The organism is Kitasatospora humi (assembly GCF_020907985.1).
Taxonomy (GTDB): domain Bacteria; phylum Actinomycetota; class Actinomycetes; order Streptomycetales; family Streptomycetaceae; genus Kitasatospora; species Kitasatospora humi.
The window spans coordinates 1-17,708 of record NZ_JAJJPA010000041.1; the positions used below are offsets into that span (position 1 = coordinate 1).

Consider the following 17,708-nt stretch of genomic DNA (forward strand, 5'->3'; position numbering starts at 1 on the left):
CGGCCGGTGGCACCTGACAAGTTGGTCCACGTGAAGCTCGCGTGGACCCACGGGCTGCTGCGCGTCGAGGTGCACGATGCCGCCTCCGACAAGCTGCCGGCCCCGGTGTCGGCAGGAGTCGAGGACGAGTGCGGGCGCGGTCTGCTGCTGGTCGAGCGGCTCGCTCGGGAGTGGGGGTGCGGGCCGCGCCAGGGGATCGGGAAGATGGTGTGGGCCACGATCGGTCCGGGGAGTTAGAAAAACCACTGGCGGCGGCGGAGCCTGAGCAGAAGGCTCACGGCGTGACACTCCACGAGAACGAGATCCGTGTTGATGAGACGGTCGTCCGGGCGCTGCTGCGAGAGCAGCGGCCGGACTGGGCGGACCTCCCCGTCTCGCCGGCGGGCGCGGGGACGGACAACAGGATGTACCGGCTCGGCGAGGAACTGCTGGTGCGGCTGCCGCGCACCCCCGGCAATGCGGAAGCGGTGCAGAAGGAGCAGGCCTGGCTGCCCCGGTTGGCGCCGCGTCTGCCCTGCCGCATTCCGGAGCCGGCGCACCGCGGCACGCCGGGTGCCGCGTTCCCGCTGGCCTGGTCGGTGTACCGCTGGATCGACGGCGAGGTGGCCGGCCCGGGCTCGGTCACCGACTGGTCCGCCTTCGGTGAGGACCTGGCCGGGGTCGTGCGGAGCCTGCACGCCGTCCCGCTGATGGGGGCCACGCGCGAGGGCGGGCTCAGCTGGTACCGCGGCGGCAGCCCGACCCCTTGCGACGGGTGGGTCGGCCGAGCCTTCGAGAAGTGCCGGGCGATCGAGGGCCTGGACCTGGACATCACCCACCTGCGGCACCTGTGGCGGAGCGCGCTCGCCCTGCCCGAGCCGTCCGGCCGCCAGGTGTGGCTCCACGGTGACCTCAAGCCGACCAACCTGCTGGTCCAACGCGGCAAGCTGCACGCGGTCATCGACTTCGGCGGCCTCTCGGTCGGCTTCCCGGATGCCGAGCACGCGGCGGTGTGGGACCTGCCGGCGGCAGCCCGGCGGACGTACCGGGACGCGCTGGACCTCGACGGGACGACGTGGCTGCGGGCCCGCGCGTGGGCCATCGCGATCGGGGTCAGCGGGGTGTCGTACTACTGGGACACGTACCCGGAGTTCGTCGAGGAGTGCCTGGCGCGGCTCCGGGCGATCCTGGGGGACGACGGAGAGCGGTGAATCGGCCGTACTTGCCGCGTCCACGGTCGGGTGAACGCCGGCACTTCGCGTTGTGCCCGGAGCCAGTGCCGTCATACTGCCGGCATGGACACGAAGCTGACCATCAGGGACGTTCCTGCGCGGACGCGCGACATCCTGGCCGCCCGCGCCAAGCGCAAGCGGCAGTCACTGAGCAGCTATGTCGCGGACATATTGGATCGGGAAGCCCAGACGCCGTCCATGGACGAGGTGCTGGACCGGGTGGCTGCCCGGCGGCGGCTCGCGGACGGCAGTGACCGCGCTATCGAGGTGATCCGGGAACAGCGGGACTCCTCATGAGCCTGGCTGTCATCGATTCCTCGGCCCTCGTGACCGTTCTGGTCTACGACGACCCGAGGGCAGCGGCAGTCGAGGCGCGACTTCGCAAGGGCGATGCCTTCTTCGCGCCGACGCTGCTCGACTATGAGGTTCTGAGCGCGCTGCGCGGGATCGCCAGGAGCGATTCGCGGCTTACGGACGATGTCATCGCGAATGCCTTGGCCGATCTCCAGGACCTCCCGGTGCGACGTATGCGCGCGGATTCGCTGCTACCACGCATCTGGCAGCTGCGGCACAACTGCAGTGCCTATGACGCCGCTCATGTGGCTCTCGCGGAGTCGCTCGAGGCTTCGCTGATCACCTGTGACGCTCGGCTGGGTGCGGCGTCGCAGGTGCGCTGTCCAGTCGAGGTGATCGGGGCGCCGGTGGACCAGTGAAGGGGAGTGCTGCCGGTGCCGGGCGGGCGCGGCGCTCCAGGCCGTTGAGGAAACAGGCGCCCAACGGTGACACGCCCTGTCCCCTTTGGCGTGCACCGTGGATGGCATGGACCAGAACACCAACACACCCCTCGCCGACCGGATCGCGCTCGTCGCCGGGGCCACCCGGGGCGCCGGGCGGGCGCTCGCCGTGGAACTCGGACGGGCGGGCGCCGTCGTGTACGTCACCGGGCGCACCACCCGCGCGCACACCAGTGAGGTCGGCCGGGCCACCGAGACCATCGAGGAGACCGCAGAGCTGGTCACCGCGGCCGGCGGCACCGGGATCGCCGTTCCCACCGACCACCTGGACGAGGGGCAGGTGCGCGCCCTCGTCGAGCGGATCGAGCGCGACTGCGGGCGGCTCGACATCCTCGTCAACGACCTCTGGGGCGGTGAACACCTGCTCGGCAACGCCGGCTTCAACAAGAAGAGTTGGGAGATGCCGCTGGCCGACGGTCTGCGCATCCTGGAACTCGGGGTGCGCTCGCACGTGATCACCGCGGCGCTCGCCCTCCCGCTCCTGGTGCGGTCGGAAGCGCCGCTGCACGTGGAGGTCACCGACGGTACGGCGGACTTCAACCGCGACTACCGCGGCAACCTCTACTACGACCTCGCGAAGAACGCTCCGATCCGGATCGCCTTCGGGCTGGGCGAGGAGCTCGCGGCCTACGGAGGCACCGCGGTCGCCGTCACGCCGGGCTTCCTGCGCTCGGAGCAGATGCTCACCCACTTCGGCGTCACGGAGCGGAACTGGCGCGACGCCGTCGCCCGCGAGCCGGACTTCGCCATCGCCGAGTCGCCCTACTACCTGGCCCGCGGGGTCGCCGCGCTCGCCGCGGACCCGGACCGGGCGGCCCGCTGGAACGGCAAGTCCACCTCCAGCGCGGAACTGGCCAAGACCTACGGCGTGCGGGACGTGGACGGCAGCCGACCGGACGTCTGGGCCTACTTCGCGGCCGGCCGGAAGGAGGGCACCGCGGACGACTACCGCTGAACCGCCTGGGGACGGTCCCCGCCGTACAAGGCGGCGAGGGCCTGCGCGTGCTCGCGGAAGCGGCCGCGCAGGCCCGCCGGGGCCAGCACCTCCACCTCCCCGCCCAGCCCGACCAGTTGGGCGAACGCGACCTCCTCCGACTCCACCGGCAGCTCGAGCGTGACCCGCCCGGTGGCGTCCGGCGCGGTCGCGGAGGCCAGCGCCTCGGTCACGCCCGCCGGGTCGACCACGGCGGGCAGGCGGCGCAAGCCCTGCTCCGTCAGTCGCACGGTGGCGGTCGCGCGCAGCAGCGCTCGGGCGAAGACGGCGGCCTGGGCCTGCCAGTGCGCGGCCAGGTCGAAGGACGGGTCGCGGGCGAACGGTTCGCCGGGAGCAGGGGAGAGCGCCGTGACGCGGTCGACGCGGTACGTCCGCCAGGCGCCGCCCGGGAGCCGGCACACGACGTACCACACCCCCGCCTTCAGCACGAGCCCGTACGGCTCCAGCAGGCGGGTCACCGTGCGGGGTGGCGTGCCGTCCCGGCCCGGCCGCGCATAGGCCAGTTCGACCGGGCGGTCGGACCACACGGCACGGGCCAGCTCCGGCAGCAGCTGGGGCGCCGACGGCTCGCGGAACCAGGCCGGGGCGTCGAGGTGGAAGCGGCGCGCCGACGACTCGGCCGCCGCACGCAGCGACGGGAGGAGGGTGGCCGACAGCTTCAGCCGGGCGTTGTCCGCCGCGTCCGACAGCCCGAGGTCACGCAGGGCCGCGGGCAGTCCGGAGAGGTAGAGCGTCTCCGCCTCGGTGGGCCGCAGCGTGGTGAGCCGGGTCCGGTAGCCCGGTGCCAGGTGGTAGCCGCCCGCCCGGCCGCGCTCGGCCCGGATGGGCACCCCGGCCTCCTGCAGTGCTCGGGCGTCCCGCTTCACCGTGCGCGCCGAGACGCCCAACTCGCGGGCCAGGGCGGCGGCGGTCAGGCCGGGGCTGGACTGGACGAGGAGCGCCATGCGGATCAGACGGGCGGCACGCATGGCTCAAGGATCCACATGATCCACATGCGCCGGTCAAGCGGGTGTCGGCGTCAGCCGGTCCTGGCGTCGGTCGAGCGGGTGTCGGCGTCAGCCGGTCGTCGCGCCGGTCAAGCGGGTGTCAGCGCCATCCGGTCCTGGCGTCGGTCGAGCGGGTGTCGGCGTCAGCCGGTCGTCGCGCCGGTCGAGCGGGCGGGCGCCGACGTCAGCCGCGCAGCCCCGCCAGGGTGCGCCGCAGCTCGCCGTACCCCCGCGGCGTGTGGCAGGCCGCCTCCCGGCCGTTGCGCAGCACGGTCACCCGGAAGGGCACCTGGCCGGTGAGCCTCAGCAGCACCACGAACGGGGTGAGCAGCAGGCGGACCAGCCACTCCACCAGCCAGAGCGGGAGCAGGACCGCCAGGCAGAGCAGCGCGGGCAGGGCCAGCAGCAGGGAGACCGGGTCGTCACCGAGGCCGCCGGGCATGATCTCGAAGGCCCACTCCGGCCGGACCCGCCGCACGCCGGCCAGCCGGTGCCGCCGGATCCGCCACCGGACGCCCTTGGCGTCTTTCCAGCGCATGCCTCCACTCCCGTTCCCCGTGTGTCGGCAGGTGAATATGCCAGCGGTATCGGATGCTTGTCAGCAAAACGCTCAGGAAAGCTCAAATCCCGCACAGATCCTGCGGAAGGGCGGATAACCAGCTGCTTGACGCGGGTAGCGTCCACTTCAAGGGGAGGACCGCCCGCCGGGGAGGTGGCATGTTCGAGTCGGCGCAGTGGCCGTTGGTCTGGGCCGGGTTCCTGCTGATCGCCGTGAGCGTTCGGCTGTCGGTGACGGTGCGGGCGCACCGGCACCGACGGCTGCGGTCGGAACGGCGGCCCAGCCATCTGGAGTGGCTGCCGGGCCTGGCCGGCCTGATCGCGGTGGTGGACGACGGACCGCGGGTGCTGCGGGCCGACGGCACGGTGCTGGCGGTGGCCGGCGAACTCGCCAGGATCGCGTGCGCCGGGGTGCTCGTGCTGGCGCTCTACGGGGCCGTCGTGCTGGTCCGGCGCCCGCGGGGCTGACCGGAAGGTTGCCGGGTTGCGGCCGAACGGTGACCAGTGCGCCCCCGAGCAGGGCGGGAACCATGGGGCAGAATCGTCACCATGACCGAATCAGACGGCACGCCCGACCCGGGCTCTGCCGCCCCCGCCGACGAGCCGAAGTACGCCGACCAGGTCTTCCGCTCGATGCCCGGCATCATCTCCGGAGTCCTGCTGCTGCTCGTCGCCGGCTGGCTGATCATCGACGCGATGGTGAGCAGCACCGGCAAGACCCCGTGGGTCGCGCTGGCCGCCGCTCCCGTGTTCGCCTTCCCGGTGATCGCCTACACGCTGCGCCCCGCCGTCACGGCCGGGCCCGACCGGATGGTGGTCCGCAACCCGCTGCGCACCGTCACCGTGCCGTGGGCCGAGGTGGAGGGGCTGCGCGCCGGCTACTCGGCGGAGGTGCTGGCGGCCGGCCGGACCTTCCAGATGTGGGCCGTCCCGGTCTCGCTGCGCCAGCGCAAGAAGGCCAACCGGCGGGCGGCGCTGAGCAGCGCGGAACGCGACCCGCGCGCCAAGCTGGTGGCTGAGGCCCGCGCCCGCCGCGGTGCCGTCCCGGGCGCGCCGGACCCCACCCGCGCCTGGTCCGACCAGGTGGTCGACATGCTGCGCGAGCTCGCCGAGCGGAACGCCGTCCGCCCGAGCGCCAAGGGCGAGGTCGCCGTGGCGTGGTGCTGGTGGGTGATCGCCCCCACCCTGGTCGGTCTGGCGGCCCTGATCATCCTGCTCTCCGTCTGACGGACGGTGCGCGAACCGCCGCACGGACGGCGCGCGAACCGTCTGGCGGACGGCGCGTGAACCGTCTGACGGACGGCGCATGAACGAACGGCTGCGGCCCGCGCCCCCGGAATCCTGGGGGCGCGGGCCGCAGCCGTCACGCGCCGTTGCGCGCCGTCGCGCCTGAGGTCAGATCCCCGCGGCCACCGCGAGGTCCCGCTTGAGCGCGCCCAGCAGCTCCGCGGCCCGCTCCCGGGCGGCGCCCAGTTCCGCGGCCGAGCCCACCGGCAGCACGACCTCCAGGTAGCACTTGAGCTTGGGCTCGGTCCCGGACGGCCGGACCACGATCCGGGCGCCGCGCACCTCCCCGCCCGCCAGGTAGTAGCGCAGCCCGTCGGTGGGCGGCAGGTCGGCGCTACCCGCCGTCAGGTCGTCCGCCCTGGCGACGTCGAGGCCGGCCAGCGCGGTCGGCGGCTGCTCGCGCAGCGTGCGCATCGCGGCGGCGATCAGCGACAGGTCCTGGACCCGCACCGACAGCTGGTCGGTGGCGTGCAGACCGTGGGTCAGCGCCAGCTCGTCCAGCAGGTCGGTCAGGGTGCGCCCGTCCCGCTTGAGGCCGGCGGCCAGCTCGGCGACCAGCAGCGCGGCCGTGATGCCGTCCTTGTCCCGGACGCCCTCGGGGTCGACGCAGTAGCCGAGCGCCTCCTCGTAGCCGTACCGCAGGTCGTCGGTGCGGGAGATCCACTTGAAGCCGGTGAGCGTCTCGGCGTAGGCCAGGCCGGCCGCCTCGGCGATCCGGCCGAGCAGGGTGGACGAGACGATGGTGGTGGCGAAGGTGCCCTTGGCCTGCTTGGCGGCCAACGCGGCACCGAGCAGCGCGCCCACCTCGTCGCCGCGCAGCATCCGCCAGCCGGTGGGGGCGGCGGCGTCCGGCACGGCCACCGCGCAGCGGTCGGCGTCCGGGTCGTTGGCGATCACCAGGTCCGGGCCGGCCTCGGCGGCGGTGGCGAAGGCGAGGTCCATCGCGCCGGGCTCCTCCGGGTTGGGGAAGGCCACGGTGGGGAACTCCGGATCCGGGTCGGCCTGGGCGGCGACCACGGTCGGCGCCGGGAAGCCGGCCTGCTGCCAGGCGGCGAGCAGGGTGTCCCGGCCGACGCCGTGCAGCGGGGTGTAGACCACGTCCAGGCCGCGCGGGCCGCCCGGGTCCAGCACGGTCGCGGCGCGGGCCAGGTAGGCGTCGACCACCTCGTCGCCGAGCAGCTGCCAGCCGTCGGCGGCGAGCGGAACGCCGGTCAGCGAGCCGATGGCGTCGATCTCGGCGGCGATCGCGGCATCGGCCGGCGGCACGATCTGCGAGCCGTCGCCCAGGTAGACCTTGTAGCCGTTGTCCTGCGGCGGGTTGTGGCTGGCCGTCACCATCACGCCGGCGGCCGCGCCCAGGTGGCGGATCGCGAAGGCGAGCACCGGGGTGGGCAGCGGGCGGGGCAGCAGCGCGGCGCGCAGGCCGGCGCCGACCATCACCGCGGCGGTGTCCCGGGCGAAGTCGTAGGACTTGTGCCGGGCGTCGTAGCCGATCACCACCAGGTCGCCGGCCCCGGTGGCGCGCAGGTGGCCGGCCAGGCCGGCGGCGGCCCGGATCACCACGGCGCGGTTCATCCGCATCGGGCCGGCGCCGAGTTCACCGCGCAGGCCGGCGGTGCCGAACTGCAGCCGGTCGGCGAACCGCTCGGCCAGCTGCTGCCAGTCGTCGCCCGCCTCGGCGGCGGCCAGCAGGGCGGCCAGCTCGTCGCGGGTCTGGGGGTCGGGGTCCTCGGCCAGCCACTGCTGGACCCGGGCCTGGAGGTTGGTGGTGTCGGCCATCGCTCACTCCGGAGTCAGAGGATCGTCAATAGTTCGGAGGATCATCAAGAGGATCGTCGGAAGAACAGGAAGCGGCCCGGGCGCGTGTCCGCACCCGGGCCGAGTCGGAACGTCAGATCCGCTCCAGGACCTTGGCCAGCAGCTCGCCCATCCGCTCGGCGGAGGCCTTGCCGGCCTCCAGCACCTCTTCGTGGTTGAGCGGCTCGCCGGTCATGCCGGCGGCCAGGTTGGTGACCAGCGAGATGCCCAGCACCTCGGCGCCGGCCTCGCGGGCGGCGATGGCCTCCAGGGTGGTGGACATGCCGACCAGCTCGCCGCCGATCACCCTGGCCATGTTGACCTCGGCCGGGGTCTCGTAGTGCGGGCCGCGGAACTGCACGTAGACGGCCTCGTCCAGGCTCGGGTCGACCTCCTTGCAGAGGGCGCGCAGCCGCTTGGAGTACAGGTCGGTGAGGTCGACGAAGTTGGCGCCGACGATCGGGGAGTCCCCGGTCAGGTTGATGTGGTCGCTGATCAGCACCGGCTGGCCGGGCTGCCAGCCCTGGCGCAGGCCGCCGCAGCCGTTGGTCAGCACGATGGTCCGGCAGCCCGCCGCGGCGGCGGTGCGGACGCCGTGCACCACGGTGGCCACGCCGTGGCCCTCGTAGTAGTGGTTGCGGCCCAGGAAGATCAGCGCGCGCTTGTCGCCGATCTTCACGGAGCGGATCTTGCCCGCGTGGCCGGCCACGGCGGGGGCGGGGAATCCGGGCAGCTCGGTGACGGGGAATTCCGCCACCGTCTCACCCAGGGCGTCGGCGGCCGGCACCCAGCCGGAGCCCATCACGAGGGCGACGTCGTGGCGCTCGGCGCCGGTCAGCTCGCGCAGCTTGGCTGCGGCGGCCTGAGCGGCGGCATAGGGGTCGGCGGACACGGCGGTCTGAGGAGAAGCGTTCACACCGCGAGGATAGACAAAGAAATGCCTACGCGCGTAGACAGATCGGGTGGAGCATGCCGGATCGTTACCCGGTTGACCCAAAGAGCCGCATTCGTCCCGGAGTGGCCGCCCGCGCTCCGGCGGCACCGCCGACGCCCTTCACAGGGGGGCGGCGCCCTCAGCGGGGAGGCCGGCGCCCCCGCAGCGGCGACAGCAGCGGCGACGGCGTCCTCAGCAGGGACGGCGGCGCAGCTCGCGGACGTAGTCGTCGGGCGCGCCGGCGCTCTCCGCGGCGTCCGCGATCAGCCCGAGGTAGCGGGCCGCGGGCAGGCCGCCCTCGTAGTCGTTGAGCACGTACGTCCAGACCGGCAGCTCGCCGTCGAGGGTGTGCGCCCGCAGCCGGACCTTGCGGTAGATGCCGAGCTGCACGCCCTCCCAGCGGTCCAGGCCCTCCTCGTCCATCGGCGCCACGTCGTAGAGCGAGACGAAGACCTGCTCCTTCTCGTCCTCCACCACGGTGGCCAGCGAGCCCTCCCAGCCCAGCTGCTCGCCGCCGAAGGTCAGCCGCCAGCCGTCCAGCCAGCCGGTTCCGCGCAGCGGGGAGTGCGGAGCCCGCCGGCTCATCTGCCGGGAGTCGAGGTTGGTGGCATACGCGGCATACAGCGACATGGGCGCCAGCCTACGGGAGTTGGCGGACCGACCGGTGCGCGGCCGGTCCGCGGCCGCGCCGGGGTGCGGGCGTGTGTTCGGTCACAGTCGCGGCGGAGGCGGCAGCCGGCCCGTCCGAACCGTGAGCCCGCTGTTCGCGCCCCGGGCACCGTGCGGGACAATGGGTGACGTGACTCGGATCGTGATCATCGGTGGTGGACCCGGCGGCTACGAGGCGGCCCTGGTGGCGGCTCAGCTCGGCGCGGAGGTGACCGTCGTCGACCGCGACGGCCTGGGCGGAGCATCGGTGCTGACCGACTGCGTGCCGTCCAAGACCCTGATCGCGACCGCCGAGGTGCTGACCAACTTCGACTCCTCCTACCAGGAGCTCGGCATCACCCTGGACGGCGAGGCCGAGGACCGTGCGGAGCGTGCGATCAGCGTGGACCTCGGCAAGGTCAACCGACGGGTGAAACGGCTGGCGATCGCCCAGTCGCACGACATCACCCAGTCGGTCACCCGGGCCGGTGTCACCGTGCTGCGCGGCAAGGGCCGGCTCGGCGCCGGCGGCCAGGCGGCGGACGGCTCCCGCGAGGTGGTCGTCGAGGGGCCGGACGGCAGCACCCAGTCGCTGCGCGCCGACACCGTGCTGATCTCCACCGGGGTGCACCCCCGGGAGGCGCCGGACGCCCTGCCGGACGGCGAGCGGATCCTCAACTGGACCCAGATGTACGACATCGAGGAGCTGCCGGCCGAGCTGATCGTGGTCGGTTCCGGCGTCACCGGTGCCGAGTTCGCCGGCGCCTACCAGGCGCTCGGCTCCAAGGTCACCCTGGTCTCCAGCCGCGACCGGGTGCTGCCGGGCGAGGACCCGGACGCCGCCGAGGTGCTGGAGGACGTCTTCCGGCGGCGCGGCATGAACGTGATGAGCCGGCGGCGCGCCGAGAGCGCCAAGCGGGTGGGCGACCGGGTGGAGGTGGCCCTGAACACCGGCGAGGTGATCAGCGGCACCCACTGCCTGATCGCCATCGGCTCCATCCCCAACACCGCGGACATGGGCCTGGAGGAGGCCGGCGTCAAGCTGAACGACTGGGGCCAGATCGTGGTGGACCGGGTCTCCCGCACCTCCGCCCCGGGCGTCTACGCGGCCGGCGACTGCACCGGCGTCTTCATGCTCGCCTCGGTGGCGGCCATGCAGGGCCGGATCGCGATGTACCACGCGCTGGGCGACGCGGTGCAGCCGCTCAACCTGAAGACCATCGCCTCCAACATCTTCACCGACCCGGAGATCGCCACGGTGGGCTACACCGCGGCCGACGTCTCCTGCGGAAAGATGGACGCCGTCGAGATCAAGCTGCCGCTGCGCGGCAACCCGCGGGCCAAGATGCAGGGCATCCGGGACGGCTTCGTGAAGCTGTTCTGCCGCCCCGGCACCGGCATCGTGGTCGGCGGTGTGGTGGTCGCGCCGCGCGCGAGCGAACTGATTCACTCGATCTCGCTCGCGGTGGACAACAGCTTGACGGTCGAGCAGGTCGCGAGCGCTTTCACCGTCTACCCGTCGCTGTCCGGTTCCACCGCGGAGGCGGCGCGTCAGCTGCACATTCGCAAGCGGGCCGAGAGCGAATCCTGACCGTTTCACCCGCTTGCGCGGACGTGTCGTCCGAACGGCCGGGGTGCAGCGGAGCATGTCGGCGCGCATTGTACGGGTGCGCGCCGTGCATTGGTGAGCAGTTCCTGTTACTAGCCGGAAACGCCTGAAAGCGGAGCGTCGGGAGAGTTACCGTCGGTTCTGTGTTTGCTGCAGAACGTCGCCAGTTGATCCTCGAAATGGTGCGGGCCAACGGAGCCGTGTCGCTCCGCGAACTCGCCCGTGTCGTCCAGACCTCCGAAGTCACCGTCCGGCGGGACGTGCGGGCGCTGGAGGCCGAAGGGCTGCTCGACCGCCGGCACGGCGGCGCGGTGCTCCCCGGAGGCTTCAGCCGCGAGCCCGGGTACCCGCAGAAGACCCATCTCGCGGCCGCCGAGAAGAGCGCCATCGCCGACCTCGCGGCCACCATGGTCGACGAGGGCGACCAGGTGGTGATCGGCGCCGGCACCACCAACCAGGAGCTGGCCCGCCGCCTGGCCCGGGTGCCGGGCCTGACGGTGGTCACCAACTCGCTGCTGGTCGCCCAGGCCCTCGCCCACGCCAACCGGGTGGAGGTGGTGATGACCGGCGGCACGCTGCGCGGTTCCAACTACGCCCTGGTCGGCAGCGGTGCCGAGCAGTCGCTCAACGGGCTGCGGGTGACCAAGGCCTTCCTCTCCGGCAGTGGCCTGACCGCCGAGCGCGGCCTGTCCACCGCCAACATGCTCTCCGCGAGCGTGGACCGGGCACTGGTGCAGTCGGCCACCGAGGTGATCGTCCTCGCCGACCACACCAAGCTCGGCGCGGACAGCATGTTCCAGACCGTCCCGACCGACGCCATCACCCGGCTGGTCACGGACGAGCAGGCCGCCGGCAACGACCCGACCGCCCGCGAGCTCGACGCGCTGGCCGACTGCGGGGTGCAGATCTCCGTGGCCCCGCTCGGCCTGACCGCCGAGGCGCCGGGCCATCCGGCGGGGCCGGAGCGCCACCCCCAGCAGGTCCAGCAGCCCGGGATGCGCCGGGGGCCGGGGGGCGGCCCGGGCCCCGGGGCCCCGCTGCCCGGCCAGCGCCGCCCCGGGATGGCCGGCGGCCCACCGCCGGGCCTGCTGCCCACGAGGCTCGCCGGGGCGCGCTGACGACGGTGGCCCGCCGCTCCCAGCCTGCGGGCCGGGCGTCAGCGGGCCACTCGGAAGGCGGGGCCACTCGGGAGGCGGGGGCCGACGAGCCGTGCAGTCGCTGCTGACGGCTCGTCAGTCCTCGATCTCGCGTCGGTCGACGACCGCTCGACCGTCGGGCGTTCAGTCCTTGATCTCGCAGAGCGCGGCGCCGCTGCTGACGCTGCCGCCGACCTCGGCCTTGAGACCGGTCACGGTGCCGGCCTTGTGGGCGTTGAGCGGCTGCTCCATCTTCATCGCCTCCAGGACCACGATCAGGTCGCCCTCGGCGACCGTCTGGCCCTCCTCGACGGCGACCTTGACGATGGTGCCCTGCATCGGCGAGGCCAGGGTGTCGCCGGAGACGGCCGAACCGGCCTTCTTCGGGCCCACCCGGCGCTTGGCCTTGCCGGCCGGGCCGGCGGCGGCCGGAGCGCTGCCCACGCCCAGCGAGGCGGGCAGCGAGACCTCGATCCGCTTGCCGCCGACCTCGACCACCACGGTCTCCCGGCCGTCCGGCTCCTCACCCTCGGCCGCACCACCGGCGAACGGCGGGATGGTGTTGTCGAAGTCGGTCTCGATCCAGCGGGTGTAGACGCTGAACGGGCCGTCGGAGCCGTGCACCTCGGGCGCGAAGGCCGGGTCGACGACGACCGCCTGGTGGAACGGGAGGGCGGTCGCCATGCCCTCCACCTTGAACTCGGCCAGCGCGCGCCTGGCCCGCTCCAGGGCCTGCTTGCGGTCCCGGCCGGTGACGATCAGCTTGGCCAGCAGCGAGTCCCAGGCGGGGCCGATCACCGAGCCGCTCTCCACGCCCGAGTCCAGCCGGACACCGGGGCCGGCCGGCGGCGCGAACAGCGTCACCGTGCCGGGGGCCGGCAGGAAGTTGCGGCCCGGGTCCTCGCCGTTGATCCGGAACTCGAAGGAGTGGGCGCGGATCTTCGGGTCGTCGTAGCCCAGCTCCTCGCCGTCGGCGATCCGGAACATCTCGCGGACCAGGTCGATGCCGGTGACCTCCTCGGTCACCGGGTGCTCGACCTGGAGGCGGGTGTTGACCTCGAGGAAGGAGATGGTGCCGTCCGAGGCGACCAGGAACTCGCAGGTGCCGGCGCCGACGTAGCCGGCCTCCTTGAGGATCGCCTTGGAGGCGCGGTACAGCTCGGCGTTCTGCTCCTCGGTCAGGAACGGCGCCGGGGCCTCCTCGACCAGCTTCTGGTGCCGGCGCTGCAGCGAGCAGTCACGGGTGGAGACGACCACCACGTTGCCGTGCTGGTCGGCCAGGCACTGGGTCTCGACGTGCCGCGGGTTGTCGAGGTAGCGCTCAACGAAGCACTCACCGCGACCGAAGGCGGCGACCGCCTCGCGCACCGCGGACTCGTACAGCTCCGGGATCTCCTCCAGGGTGCGGGCCACCTTCAGCCCGCGCCCGCCACCACCGAAGGCGGCCTTGATGGCGACCGGCAGGCCGTGCTCGCGGGCGAACTCGACCACCTCGTCCGGCCCGGAGACCGGGTCCGGGGTGCCGGCCACCAGCGGCGCACCGGCCCGCTGGGCCACGTGCCGGGCGGTGACCTTGTCGCCGAGGTCGCGGATGGCCTGCGGCGGCGGGCCGATCCAGATCAGCCCGGCGTCGAGCACCGCCTGGGCGAACTCGGCGTTCTCGGAGAGAAAGCCGTAGCCGGGGTGGACGGCGTCCGCGCCCGAGTCGGCGGCAGCCTTGAGGACCTTGGCGATGTCCAGGTAGCTGGTGGCCGGGGTGTCGCCGCCGAGCGCGTAGGCCTCGTCGGCCGCGCGGACGTGCAGCGCGTCCCGGTCCGGCTCGGCGTAGACGGCGACGCTGGCGATGCCGGCGTCCGAGCAGGCCCTGGCGACGCGGACGGCGATTTCTCCGCGGTTGGCGATGAGCACCTTGCGCACTGTGGCTCCCTTCTTGAACCTCGATGGAGTTTAGGGATGACGAGGTAGTACCGGCGAGTAGCCCCTGGTGGTGAGCTTGCCCACACGGAGCGTGACGCGGATCGTGATCATGCGCGCACGCACCGGCAAGCCCGCAGGTGGCAACCGTACGCCCGCCGCCCCGCGTCCTGCTCCACCGGGGGCGGCGCCGTCGTGGTCTTGGTCACGTCAGCTCGTTCCGGCCGGTGCGGCGGTCGCGACCGGTGCGGTCGCGGCATCGGTCACGTCGGCCACCAGCTCGACCACGTCCGGTCCGTAGGCGAGCGGGCCGACGACCCGCAGCACCAGGGCGAAGGTGCCGTGCTCGCCGTGCCGGCGGGCCAACTCCCGCTGGTGGGCGCTCAGGTAGCGGACCGCCGCGTGGTTGGCGATCGCGGTCAGGCCGGAGACCACGAAGACCGGGCGGCCGCCGTCGCCCGGGTCGAGGCGGGCCAGCAGGGCGTAGCAGTCGCCGGGTGAGTCCGCGGTGGCGATCTCCATGCGGAACTCCCGGCCGCCCACCGTGATCGCCGAGCCGCCGTCGAACCGCACGGCGGGCAGCCGCCAGTTCAGGTGGGCCGCGGTGCGCTCGTTGCTGCTCGGGCCGCCCAGGCAGAACTCGGCCTGCCGGCCGAGGCCCTGGCGCACCTGGTCGTGCGCCACGATGTCCGGCCGGGCGCCGCAGGAGTTGACCAGCACGGCCAGCTCCATCAGGGCGCTGACGTCGTCCCGGTGCACGCTGTGCTGGCTCGGGCTCTTCATGTGCCGCGGAACCACCAGCAGGCACTCCGAGCCGCCCGGCAGCCCGAAGAACGCCTGCCGCCTGACCATCCGTCGCCGCCGCCGCAGGGTCTGCAGCAGCCAGCCCGCCGCAGCGCCGATGGCACTGGTCAGCAGGCCCAGTACGACGTTGAGCACCGCGTCCGTCATCCGCTCCCCCTCCCCGCTCGCGGCGGGCCAGCCTAGGTCCGCGCGGTTCAGGCGGTCCAGAGATCGGTGATCCGCACGTCCAACTCGCCCAGCAGCGAGCGCAGCAGCGGCAGCGACAGGCCGATCACATTGCCGTGGTCGCCCTCGATGCCGGTGATGAACGGTGCCGAGCGGCCGTCCAGGGTGAACGCCCCGGCCACGTGCAGCGGTTCGCCGCTGGCCAGGTACGCCTCGATCTCGGCGTCGTCCGGCTCGCCGAAGTGGACGGTGGTGGAGGCGGTCGCCGAGGCCCGGCGGCCGTTCGCCGTGTCGATCACGCAGTGCCCGGTCCGCAGCACCCCGCTGCGCCCCCGCATCGACTGCCAGCGTCGGCGCGCGTCGGCGGCGTCGGCCGGCTTGCCGAGCGCCCGGCCGTCCAGCTCCAGCACCGAGTCGCAGCCGATCACCAGTTCGCCGTCGGCCAGCCGGGCGGCCACCGCGGCGGCCTTGGCCTCGGCCAGCACCAGGGCCAGCTCACCGGGGGTGGGGGCACTGAGCGCCTCCTCGTCCACCCCGCTGACGACCACCTCGGGGTCGAGGCCGGCCTGCCGGAGCAGACCCAGCCGGGCGGGGGAGGCGGAGGCGAGGACCAGGGTGCGGCGATCAGTCATGGCGCCCAGCCTAGGGCCTGCCGCCGGGCCGGGAAGGCGGCTCGGAACCGGAGGAGGCGGGCTCGGCGGAGACGCTCGCGGCGGACGGCAGGCGGCTCGGCGGAGACGCTCGCGGCGGACGGCAGGCGGCCCGGGGGAGACGCTCGCGGCCGACGGCAGGCGGCTCAGCAGAGGATCAGCACGACCGCCATCAGCAGTACGGCGAAGGCCAGCAGCCGGCCGGCCCGGCGCAGCATCTCGGCGGCGCGCCGGGCCTCGGGGGACGGTTCGTGGGACGGATCGGACCAGAGCACCAAGCCATCCTGGCCCGGTCCGTCCCGAAATGCCTGAGTACGCGTACTCAGATGCGGCTCAGCGCGCCCAGCCGGAGGTGCGCCAGACGTTCGGGCCGGGGTGCGGCGCCGACCGCATGGCCCGGGACCGGTCGGTCCACGGGGAGGCCGGGCCGCTCGCCACCCGGGCCGCCGCCCCGCGGGCGGCCTGTGCGGCGGCGGCCCGGGATTGGACCACCGCCAGGACGGTGGCCAACTCCTCGGGGGTCGGCTGCCCGTGCAGCACATGGATCTCGGACATCGTCGAGTCCTTCCCGTCCTTCCTGGGCCTACAGGGGGATGTTGCCGTGCTTCTTGGGCGGCAGCACCTCGCGCTTGCCGCGCAGCGCCCGCAGGCCCCGGACGATGTGCTTGCGGGTCTCGGAGGGCGCGATCACCGCGTCCACGTAGCCGCGCTCGGCCGCCAGGTAGGGGTTGAGCAGGGTGTCCTCGTACTCGGCGACCAGCTCGGCGCGCCGGGCCTCGACGTCCTGGCCCGCGGCGGCGGCGTCGGCCAGTTCCCGCCGGTAGACGATGTTGGCCGCGCCCTGGGCGCCCATCACGGCGATCTGCGCGGTCGGCCAGGCCAGGTTGAGGTCGGCGCCCAGGTGCTTGGAGCCCATCACGTCGTAGGCGCCGCCGAAGGCCTTGCGGGTGATCACGGTGATCAGCGGCACGGTGGCCTCGGCGTACGCGTAGATCAGCTTGGCGCCGCGGCGGATGATGCCGTCCCACTCCTGGCCGGTGCCGGGCAGGAAGCCGGGCACGTCGACGAAGGTCAGCACCGGGATGTTGAAGCTGTCGCAGGTCCGCACGAACCGGGCGGCCTTCTCGCTGGCCGCGATGTCCAGGCAGCCGGCCAGGTCCATCGGCTGGTTGCCGACCACGCCGACCGGGTGGCCCTCGACCCGGCCGAAGCCGGTGATGATGTTCCCGGCGTAGAGCGGCTGGGTCTCCAGGAACTCGCCGTCGTCGAGGACGTGCTCGATCACCTTGCGCATGTCGTACGGCTGGTTGGCCGAGTCCGGCACGATGGTGTCGAGCTCCAGGTCCAGCTCGGACACCTCCAGGTCGGCCTCCTCCGGGTAGGCCGGCGGGTCGCTCAGGTTGTTGGAGGGCAGGTACGAGAGCAGGCTCTTGACGTACTCGATCGCCTCCTTCTCGTCCGAGGCGAGGTAGTGCGCGTTGCCGGACTTGGTGTTGTGGGTCCGGGCGCCGCCCAGCTCCTCCATGCCGACGTCCTCACCGGTGACCGTCTTGATGACGTCGGGGCCGGTGATGAACATGTGCGAGGTCTGGTCGGCCATCACCACGAAGTCGGTGATCGCGGGGGAGTAGACCGCGCCGCCCGCGCACGGGCCCATGATCAGCGAGATCTGCGGGATCACGCCGGAGGCGTGCACGTTGCGGCGGAAGATCTCGCCGTACAGGCCGAGCGAGACCACGCCCTCCTGGATCCGGGCGCCACCGGAGTCGTTGATGCCGATCACCGGGCAGCCGGTCTTCAGCGCGAAGTCCATCACCTTGACGATCTTCTCGCCGAAGACCTCGCCGAGCGAGCCGCCGAAGACCGTGAAGTCCTGGGCGAAGACCGCGACCTGACGGCCGTCCACGGTGCCGTAGCCGGTCACCACGCCGTCGCCGTAGGGCCGGTTCTTCTGCTGGCCGAAGTTGGTGGAGCGGTGCCTGGCGAACTCGTCGAACTCCACGAAGGAGTCCTCGTCCAGCAGCTCCAGCACGCGCTCCCGGGCCGTCAACTTGCCCTTGGCGTGCTGCTTCTCGACCGCCGCGGCGGAGCCTGAGTGCACCGCCTCGTCGATCCGGCGGCGCAGATCGGCGAGCTTTCCGGCGGTGGTGTGCGGGTCCGGCGAGGTGGACAGGTCGGTCATCCGGGGGAGTTCCTCACGTGAGCGACGCGGTGGAGGGTG

The 17,708-nt window shown here is 73.0% G+C and carries 20 protein-coding genes; 9 read left to right on the plus strand and 11 right to left on the minus strand.

Annotated features, from left to right (window positions below; translation table 11 throughout):
- The 5 genes from LN042_RS28230 to LN042_RS28250 form a co-directional block, all read left to right on the plus strand.
- On the plus strand, positions 1–237 hold a 237-nt coding region (locus LN042_RS28230; RefSeq protein WP_230054228.1), incomplete at its 5' end, for an ATP-binding protein.
- 44 nt (positions 238–281) lie between these two features.
- Positions 282–1,190 carry an aminoglycoside phosphotransferase family protein gene (locus LN042_RS28235; protein ID WP_230054229.1) on the plus strand — a complete coding sequence of 303 codons (909 nt, stop codon included), beginning with the start codon at positions 282–284 and terminating at the stop codon, positions 1,188–1,190.
- 84 nt (positions 1,191–1,274) lie between these two features.
- Positions 1,275–1,508: a hypothetical protein gene (locus tag LN042_RS28240; RefSeq protein ID WP_230054230.1), complete on the plus strand. Its 234-nt coding sequence runs from the start codon at positions 1,275–1,277 to the stop codon at positions 1,506–1,508.
- Complete coding sequence (locus LN042_RS28245; protein ID WP_230054231.1) at positions 1,505–1,924, plus strand: type II toxin-antitoxin system VapC family toxin; 420 nt, start codon at positions 1,505–1,507, stop codon at positions 1,922–1,924. Before LN042_RS28240 ends, LN042_RS28245 begins: the two co-directional genes overlap by 4 nt.
- A 106-nt stretch (positions 1,925–2,030) precedes the next feature.
- Positions 2,031–2,960, plus strand: a complete 930-nt coding sequence (locus tag LN042_RS28250; protein WP_230054232.1) for an SDR family oxidoreductase — start codon at positions 2,031–2,033, stop codon at positions 2,958–2,960.
- Here the strand turns inward: LN042_RS28250 and LN042_RS28255 are convergent.
- On the minus strand, positions 2,951–3,967 hold the full coding sequence (locus LN042_RS28255) for a helix-turn-helix transcriptional regulator (protein ID WP_230054233.1): 1,017 nt from the start codon (positions 3,965–3,967) through the stop codon (positions 2,951–2,953). The genes LN042_RS28250 and LN042_RS28255 overlap by 10 nt on opposite strands.
- Positions 3,968–4,169: 202 nt before the next feature.
- Positions 4,170–4,523 carry a hypothetical protein gene (locus LN042_RS28260; RefSeq protein WP_230054234.1) on the minus strand — a complete coding sequence of 118 codons (354 nt, stop codon included), beginning with the start codon at positions 4,521–4,523 and terminating at the stop codon, positions 4,170–4,172.
- A gap of 179 nt (positions 4,524–4,702) precedes the next feature.
- Here LN042_RS28260 and LN042_RS28265 point away from each other — a divergent pair, with 179 nt between their 5' ends.
- Both LN042_RS28265 and LN042_RS28270 read left to right on the plus strand, forming a co-directional pair.
- On the plus strand, positions 4,703–5,011 hold the full coding sequence (locus LN042_RS28265; protein ID WP_230054235.1) for a hypothetical protein: 309 nt from the start codon (positions 4,703–4,705) through the stop codon (positions 5,009–5,011).
- Positions 5,012–5,092: 81 nt separating this feature from the next.
- Positions 5,093–5,770, plus strand: a complete 678-nt coding sequence (locus LN042_RS28270) for a PH domain-containing protein (RefSeq protein ID WP_230054236.1) — start codon at positions 5,093–5,095, stop codon at positions 5,768–5,770.
- 168 nt (positions 5,771–5,938) lie between these two features.
- On the opposite strand, the gene LN042_RS28275 is transcribed toward LN042_RS28270, so the two are convergent.
- The 3 genes from LN042_RS28275 to LN042_RS28285 form a co-directional block, all read right to left on the minus strand.
- The gene (locus LN042_RS28275) at positions 5,939–7,609 is read right to left on the minus strand and encodes a phospho-sugar mutase (RefSeq protein ID WP_230054237.1); all 1,671 of its coding nucleotides are present in this window, start codon (positions 7,607–7,609) and stop codon (positions 5,939–5,941) included.
- A gap of 112 nt (positions 7,610–7,721) precedes the next feature.
- Complete coding sequence (locus LN042_RS28280) at positions 7,722–8,543, minus strand: purine-nucleoside phosphorylase (RefSeq protein WP_230054238.1); 822 nt, start codon at positions 8,541–8,543, stop codon at positions 7,722–7,724.
- A 210-nt stretch (positions 8,544–8,753) separates the two neighbouring features.
- Positions 8,754–9,191 carry a gamma-glutamylcyclotransferase family protein gene (locus LN042_RS28285; RefSeq protein ID WP_230054239.1) on the minus strand — a complete coding sequence of 146 codons (438 nt, stop codon included), beginning with the start codon at positions 9,189–9,191 and terminating at the stop codon, positions 8,754–8,756.
- A gap of 160 nt (positions 9,192–9,351) precedes the next feature.
- Here LN042_RS28285 and LN042_RS28290 point away from each other — a divergent pair, with 160 nt between their 5' ends.
- A complete protein-coding gene (locus LN042_RS28290; protein ID WP_230054240.1) occupies positions 9,352–10,800 on the plus strand; it encodes an NAD(P)H-quinone dehydrogenase in 1,449 nt (482 codons plus the stop codon).
- A 197-nt stretch (positions 10,801–10,997) separates the two neighbouring features.
- Positions 10,998–11,936 carry a DeoR/GlpR family DNA-binding transcription regulator gene (locus LN042_RS28295; protein ID WP_230054279.1) on the plus strand — a complete coding sequence of 313 codons (939 nt, stop codon included), beginning with the start codon at positions 10,998–11,000 and terminating at the stop codon, positions 11,934–11,936.
- Positions 11,937–12,098: 162 nt separating this feature from the next.
- On the opposite strand, the gene LN042_RS28300 is transcribed toward LN042_RS28295, so the two are convergent.
- From LN042_RS28300 to LN042_RS28320, 6 genes are all read right to left on the minus strand, one after another.
- Positions 12,099–13,871 (minus strand): acetyl/propionyl/methylcrotonyl-CoA carboxylase subunit alpha, encoded by a 1,773-nt coding sequence (locus tag LN042_RS28300; protein WP_230054241.1) that lies wholly within the window; start codon positions 13,869–13,871, stop codon positions 12,099–12,101.
- Between the two features lie 207 nt (positions 13,872–14,078).
- Entirely contained in the window at positions 14,079–14,819 is a 741-nt protein-coding gene (locus tag LN042_RS28305; protein WP_230054242.1) for a hypothetical protein, read from the minus strand.
- Between the two features lie 47 nt (positions 14,820–14,866).
- Positions 14,867–15,469 carry a nucleoside triphosphate pyrophosphatase gene (locus LN042_RS28310; protein WP_230054243.1) on the minus strand — a complete coding sequence of 201 codons (603 nt, stop codon included), beginning with the start codon at positions 15,467–15,469 and terminating at the stop codon, positions 14,867–14,869.
- Between the two features lie 164 nt (positions 15,470–15,633).
- Positions 15,634–15,762, minus strand: a complete 129-nt coding sequence (gene mmpB / locus LN042_RS37410; protein ID WP_283843935.1) for a morphogenic membrane protein MmpB — start codon at positions 15,760–15,762, stop codon at positions 15,634–15,636.
- A gap of 58 nt (positions 15,763–15,820) precedes the next feature.
- A complete protein-coding gene (locus LN042_RS28315) occupies positions 15,821–16,042 on the minus strand; it encodes an acyl-CoA carboxylase subunit epsilon (RefSeq protein WP_230054244.1) in 222 nt (73 codons plus the stop codon).
- A 28-nt stretch (positions 16,043–16,070) separates the two neighbouring features.
- Positions 16,071–17,669 (minus strand): acyl-CoA carboxylase subunit beta, encoded by a 1,599-nt coding sequence (locus tag LN042_RS28320; RefSeq protein WP_230054245.1) that lies wholly within the window; start codon positions 17,667–17,669, stop codon positions 16,071–16,073.
- Positions 17,670–17,708: the final 39 nt, after the last annotated feature.